This is a genomic window from Halovenus rubra, assembly GCF_026586665.1.
Classification (GTDB): Archaea; Halobacteriota; Halobacteria; order Halobacteriales; family Haloarculaceae; genus Halovenus; species Halovenus rubra.
Genome location: NZ_JAODIY010000045.1, coordinates 39,314 through 45,401, shown reverse-complemented (window position 1 = coordinate 45,401; position 6,088 = coordinate 39,314). Strand labels below are relative to the sequence as shown.

General features: G+C 55.8%; 6 protein-coding genes and 1 pseudogene. 6 read left to right on the top strand and 1 reads right to left on the bottom strand.

Features of this window, described 5'->3' with window-relative positions; genetic code table 11:
* Positions 1 to 326 precede the first annotated feature (326 nt).
* From N5098_RS16470 to N5098_RS16460, 3 genes are read left to right on the top strand one after another with little or no spacing between them, the layout of a single operon-like run.
* Entirely contained in the window at positions 327 to 518 is a 192-nt protein-coding gene (locus tag N5098_RS16470; protein ID WP_267638928.1) for a hypothetical protein, read from the top strand.
* Positions 519 to 537: 19 nt separating this feature from the next.
* A complete protein-coding gene (locus tag N5098_RS16465) occupies positions 538 to 816 on the top strand; it encodes a ribbon-helix-helix domain-containing protein (RefSeq protein WP_267638927.1) in 279 nt (92 codons plus the stop codon).
* Positions 809 to 1,072 carry a type II toxin-antitoxin system RelE family toxin gene (locus tag N5098_RS16460; RefSeq protein ID WP_267638926.1) on the top strand — a complete coding sequence of 88 codons (264 nt, stop codon included), beginning with the start codon at positions 809 to 811 and terminating at the stop codon, positions 1,070 to 1,072. Before N5098_RS16465 ends, N5098_RS16460 begins: the two co-directional genes overlap by 8 nt.
* A 96-nt stretch (positions 1,073 to 1,168) precedes the next feature.
* Here N5098_RS16460 and N5098_RS16455 read toward each other — a convergent pair whose 3' ends face one another.
* Positions 1,169 to 2,671, bottom strand: a complete 1,503-nt coding sequence (locus N5098_RS16455) for a hypothetical protein (RefSeq protein WP_267638925.1) — start codon at positions 2,669 to 2,671, stop codon at positions 1,169 to 1,171.
* 317 nt (positions 2,672 to 2,988) lie between these two features.
* Here N5098_RS16455 and N5098_RS17740 point away from each other — a divergent pair.
* The 3 genes and pseudogenes from N5098_RS17740 to N5098_RS16440 all read left to right on the top strand — a co-directional run.
* Positions 2,989 to 3,320 (top strand): annotated as a pseudogene (locus tag N5098_RS17740) (DUF6166 domain-containing protein); the annotation flags it as partial.
* A 303-nt stretch (positions 3,321 to 3,623) separates the two neighbouring features.
* On the top strand, positions 3,624 to 4,013 hold the full coding sequence (locus N5098_RS16445) for a DUF7522 family protein (protein ID WP_230892497.1): 390 nt from the start codon (positions 3,624 to 3,626) through the stop codon (positions 4,011 to 4,013).
* 342 nt (positions 4,014 to 4,355) lie between these two features.
* Complete coding sequence (locus tag N5098_RS16440; protein ID WP_267638924.1) at positions 4,356 to 6,056, top strand: DUF262 domain-containing protein; 1,701 nt, start codon at positions 4,356 to 4,358, stop codon at positions 6,054 to 6,056.
* Positions 6,057 to 6,088: the final 32 nt, after the last annotated feature.

Below are 6,088 nucleotides of genomic sequence, written 5' to 3'. Positions count from 1 at the left end.
TTTTCGTTGCGCTCTGCCTCCGGGTTGTCATTGCAATCACCAACTATGAGCGAGGAAACGAACCGGGCTGTGAGAAGCTATGAGATGGATTCTATGACAGGCTCATACATAGACCTATGCTTCCCCGGTAGTTAACGTTCGGGACTCCCGTGTTTACAGGAATTACTCCAACAGGAAATGGTCTGAGCAGCTCCACCCTCGTAGAGCAAATCAGCGGATCCGTTGTAACTCAAGGACAATTCTGGGCTGGTGGTGTTTATTGCCCCCGAGAGGGGTGCGGGGGTCACCGAACCGCCCGCGAGCAACGAATGAACGGGAATGTACCTATGGCCAGTTCGGAATCGGTTCCAGTCGCATCGCCAGGTCAGGCTCACCGAGACGCAGTCGAATACGTCGGCTTCCGCGCCGACGGCCAAGCCGTCGTCCTGAACTTCTCGGAGCATCGGCGGCTCTCCCTCGCACGCAGTCTCGACCTCGTTAACCACAGTTCGCGTATCCAACCGAAGCTACTTACGTGATACAGGCGTATCACAGCATATGAGCACTGACAGCGACGCCGGCGGCGACGGTGAAATGGAGAAGATCAACGTCCGGGTGCCACAGTCGCTACTGGCACAGGTCGACGACGTCTGGGAGAAACGTGGCTACGCGAACAAATCCGAGTTCATCCGCGACGCGCTTCGGGACGCTGTCAACCCGCCAACGCAGCTGTCCGAGGAAGCGCTGGAGCATCTGGCCGAAAGCCGCAAGCAGCGGGAGCAGGGCGAGACGGTGTCGCAGGACGACGTGAAGGACCGGCTGGGAATCGATGACTGAGATCGAGTGGACACCGAAAGCACTCGATTTGCTGGAGGGACTCGAATCGGAAGCGCAAGAGCGGTTAGTGAAGAAACTCGACGAGGCGAAAGACTGGACCTCTCATCGTCTCGAAAAACTCAGCGGGTATCCGTACTACAAGCTTCGTGCCGGTGACTACCGTGCGATCATCACGTGGGACCGGGATGAGGATGTCCTGATCGTTGAGGCGGTTGGGCATCGCCGGAATATCTACGACCGTCACCTCCCACCATAACTTGCATTTGAACCGGCGCGAGAATGTGTCGCCGATTCTGACCCCGAAATCGAGCTGATTCTAGCCTGTATACGAACCCTGAAACGGATACAATAGTCAAGGTGTACGTTTCGTAATGCGGTACGCTTGCTCTTCGTATAGGAACTGGGCTGTCCCATCGTCGTAACCAACGGTCCAGTCAGCCGTTCGGTCGTCTGTGCGAAGGACGACACGCTCCACGTCCGAGGCAACAAACGCGAGGGTATTCCGATACCCGCGATAGCGGCGGCGCATCACCTGTTCGGCGATAAGCCGTCGGTTAGCATTGCCTACCGGTTCGAGCACAAGGGACACGCGTGAACGTCCCTCAGAGTCGGGAGCCGTTCGCCAGCGATCCGAGGTCGCCGTCACTGTTCCGCTGTCACGCTGGGTCGTGACATCATCGGTCGGGACGACAGTCACTGGTGGCGCGTCAATCTCGACGAGGGCTCCACTTTGGGCTGTCGCGTGACCGTAGCCCGCGACGGCGGCGTAACGTCCGCCGCCGAGGAACGGATAGCTCTGCGCCTCACACGGAGCCATCTCGGAAGTCGCAGCCCGCAGAGCCCAGGTTTCTGCATGTCCGGGTGAGAGGCGATGGCAGACAGCATCCTGAACGTACGGACCGAGGTGGAACCATTCTCCACCCTGAAGTTTGTAGACGTTCCAGTGGCCACACCCCTCCGCCTCCCGAGCCCGATTAATGAACGTGAACTCGATACGGGCAGGTAAACTCGTCTGCTCGGTGCTTGGGCGGACGAACGTCGGGGAACTCGCGTCAGCGTTGTGGAACCATGCCGTATCGCTGTCACCCGGAAGCGCAGGAACCGACATGCCTGCGAACTGCGAGTCGGTGGCTGGGCCGGGCGAGTCGGTCGGCCAAACAGCCACTCGAAGCGGCCGCTCGCCCGCTCGGGAGAACTCGTAGACGCCTGGTGGCCGTCCACGTCCCACCCCTTCGGCGCGACCGACCAGAGCGTACTCTCCATGGATAGTTTCACCCGGCGAAAGGCGAACTCGCTCGGGGAGTTCCGGGGTTGTATCAGAGGCAAGTCGCCAGTAGCCATCGTCGGCACGCTGGATGTCAGGCGGATCCTCGACGAGATCGTGGTTCGCCGTCGGGGCAAATATCAACCCGACACGATACGTAAAGTCGCCACTCCGTTCTCCCATCGGATGGGGGATATCGCTAAAGAGTCGCCCGAAAGGGGGCGTCCAGTCCAACCGAAATGTGTTCTCGAAGGGGTTCTCGTTGGTGAGCGTTGCTTCGACCGTCGCAGGACCCTCCGATGTCGCCGTCGACGAGAACCGCATCCTGATGCTTGCGCCATCGTCGGAGCGATAGCGGAGAGGCGCAAGTGCATAGGTACGGTTGGCTGTCGTCAGGTCGATGATGCTCGCGGCCCCGAGCTCCCATTCCTCGTTTTCACTGGGATCATTGGAGGTCGGTGTCGGTGATTCAGTTGGCTGTTCGGTTGGTGTCGTAGTCGGTGTCTCCGTTGTCCCGCCGAGCGTTGTACTACACCCGGCAAGTGATCCGATGCCGGCAGTGAGACTTGCGAGGACAGTGCGGCGGCGCATAGTTCCCTGTTTTCAAGCGGCTGATAAATGTTTTCTGGAGAGTCAAAGAGCCGCTTGAACAGCCGCCATTACTGCGGCAGAGAGGTTTATTTCCCCCTTGAAGGGGGCGGGAGTCCCTTAACGGACACTTTCGAACACAGCTATGACAGATGCACATCACCCCTGGCGAGACGAATCGCTCCTCCACGAACTCTACTGGAAACAGGAGCTGAGCACGGTCAAGATCGCGGATGAACTAGGCTGTACACAACAGACGGTCTCGAAGTGGATGCAGAAGTTCGACATTCCTCGTCGAGACCCACGCGAGGCGACCCCGAACCGGCGAGGAGCTCGACGCCGCGATGGCGACCCTCCCGACGATGTCGTCGACCTCCCCGACGGCGGACGGCCGTCGCCGACGCTCCCCGAGAACTGGCGAACCGTCTCCCGTCCGGACCGGCGGGTCTTCCAGCGCGCTGATCGCGACCACTACATCGTACTCGGGGATGGAAGCGACGAGTGGCTGGTCGTGCTCTGCAGTCAGGGCGACCGTGCATATCCTGCCCTGCTCGCACATCGGACGGTTGCCGAGGATGCTGACGTAGAACGGGTAATCTGGGAACTCGCTGGAGAGAGCAACGACCTCATCGAACCTCCGAAGGGGGAGCACTGGTGGAGACGCTTCGACTGGCGCGAGCCACCCACCAGCTCCTCGAACGTGGTGTCGAGGCGCTCGAGAAAATCGGGCGCGAACTGAGCGGTACAACGACCGACAGGAGCGCACCGACGACACTGGCTCGCGACTCTACACAGTCTCTAGACCAAATTCAGAGTGCCTGCTTCCAGTATACCCCCACTCCCGAGCAGATTGCCCGTATACAGAGAAACTGAAGAGCAAAATCTGACCAGATTTGATACAATATTGTGATTTCTTTGGCTTAAACCTATGTTGAAAGAGACACGAGTTGGTAATATGGCGACAAGGATGGCCACCCGGCTCGAGAACTTCTTCGAGCAACGAACTGACGGGAATCTCCGGAGTATCGTGAAATACGAGGGAGACACGTACGAAATCGTCCATCTCAGGGATGACGTCGCTGAGCAATATACGACAGACGAACTCGAATCAGCAATTGACGAGTCCCGAATGGAATCGTTGACGGCGCCAATATACGAGAATACCTTTTCAGAAGATCACGGACAGCTCACCTGCCTTGTGCAGTGCTTCGAGAACGTTATCGAGATGAATTTCGTTCTCGAAGACGGGATTGGAGCCGCCGTCGCTCTTGATGCGGAAGCAATGTCCGATGCCCACGGACTTGTCGCTGAAGCAAGGCGGATCGCCCTCGAAGAACGAGAATAGTCGCGGGCAGAAGGCCATCCAACTGTCTTTTGTGAAATTCGTCACGCCTATCAGCGAAGTATTCGATTAACCAACAATTCCCGGGTTACAGAGGTGATGTTGGTTAATGAGGTGTTATTATTGCGCTCGAGAAAAGGCGCCCAGGGCACCAGACAATGCAATCGCGAATCGGTGGGCGTTGCTGCTTCAGGTGACCGAAACGACAGATCAAGAACCCATATATTCAGCTTCCGAGCCGTAGACCTCTACAAAGGACTGAATCACGCGGTGTAGGACGATTCTATCCGGAGACTTCCCTTATGTTTATGAGATTCGCATTAGGTGGTTGTTATAGATTCACGAATGGACGCTGAAGATCAATTTCTCCAAAACGTGTTTGCGGGCGAGAAGCAGTTCGTCATACCGGTTTTTCAACGGAACTATTCATGGGGACAAGAGGAATTAGAAGCCCTCTGGTCTGATATCCAGAATCTCTTAGAAGCCGACTCAATCTCGGAAGAACACTTCATTGGAACCTTCGTCGTTATGCCCGGCAACCACCGACCCGGGACAGTTCCCGAATATCTCGTGATTGACGGACAGCAGCGCCTCATTTCACTCACGCTGTTTTTGAGCGCCATTCGTGACTACGCAGCCGAAATCGGGGGCGAACAGTACACGAACTTCGCTGAGGAGATCAACAAGAAGTATCTTATTGACGAGTTCAAAGACGGGGTTGAGAAATTCAAGGTCGTCTCCCGCGCTGAGGATCGAGACGCCCTCTTCGCAATCGTTGAGCAGGAATCGGTGGATGGGGATTTGGCGGACACTTCAATCTATAGCAGCTACGAGTTCCTCTATGAACGGATTGACGACCTCAACGGCGACGACGAACTACAAACCTTAGATCGGCTCAAACAAATCATCATCCAGCAGCTTCCACTGGTGATGATTACGACGTCAGAAGATGAGAATCCCTATGCGATTTTTGAGACGTTGAACGAGCGTGGACTCCAGCTTGAGGAATCGGATCTTATCCGGAATCACGTCTTTATGCAGCTATCTCTGACCGAACAGGACCAGTTCAACGATGATCACTGGATGCCATTCGAGCAAAAATTCGAAGAAACAGACCGTCATGGCGGGGTGGATCTCACTGAGTTCTATCGGGATTACATGATGCGAAACGGTGAATACGTCCAGAAGAATGAGATCTATCATCAGTTCAAGCAACGAACCGCAGACCTGACTCCCCACGAATTGGTTGACAAACTATCGTACTATGCCGATCTGTACCTCTGGATCCATCGGCCTGGGACAGCACCCCGTGAGGAACTGACGGATGCGCTAGAACGCATCCAGTATCTGGAAATCGGGACTGCCCACCAATTGATCCTGAATTTGCTTGATCGGTGGAACTCCGATGAGCTCAGCCTTGATGAGCTCCTCGACATCCTTCACGGACTAGAGAGCTTCGTGCTCCGTCGATTCATCTGCGGTCGTAGTACTCGAGGGTACTATCGGACGTTCCCAATTGCGGCCCGTTCAATCGAAGATGGCAACGAGAAAGAATCGCTGTTCGCCTATCTGGAGAGTCAAGGGTGGCCTGATGAGGCAGAACTCTTCGATAATATCAATCGGTTCGATATGTACAACCGGGATAAGAAGAAAACGTGGCTTATTCTCTGGACGCTCGAAGAGCAGTTCGGCCACCAAGAGCCAGTACAGTACGATGAATTAACCATAGAGCATGTGATGCCCCAGACCATCGATGACAACGAGTGGGGTGACGAATGGAAGGATATGCTCGGCGAAGAGTGGGAGCGTATTCATGACCAGTGGTTACACGCACTAGGAAACTTGACTCTCAGCGGGTACAACCCCGAACTCTCGAATCGGCCGTTCGCGGAGAAACGAGAACTGCTTATGGAAAGCCACGTCGAACTAAACAGCTACTTCGAGGATTTGGAACGCTGGACTGAGGACAATATCCGGGAACGTAATCAAGATCTCGCAGACCGCATCGCCTCAATCTGGAGAACTCCAGATATCGACGATTCGTAGCGTCTGTTTTGCGCCTGCGATGGGTGCAGGCG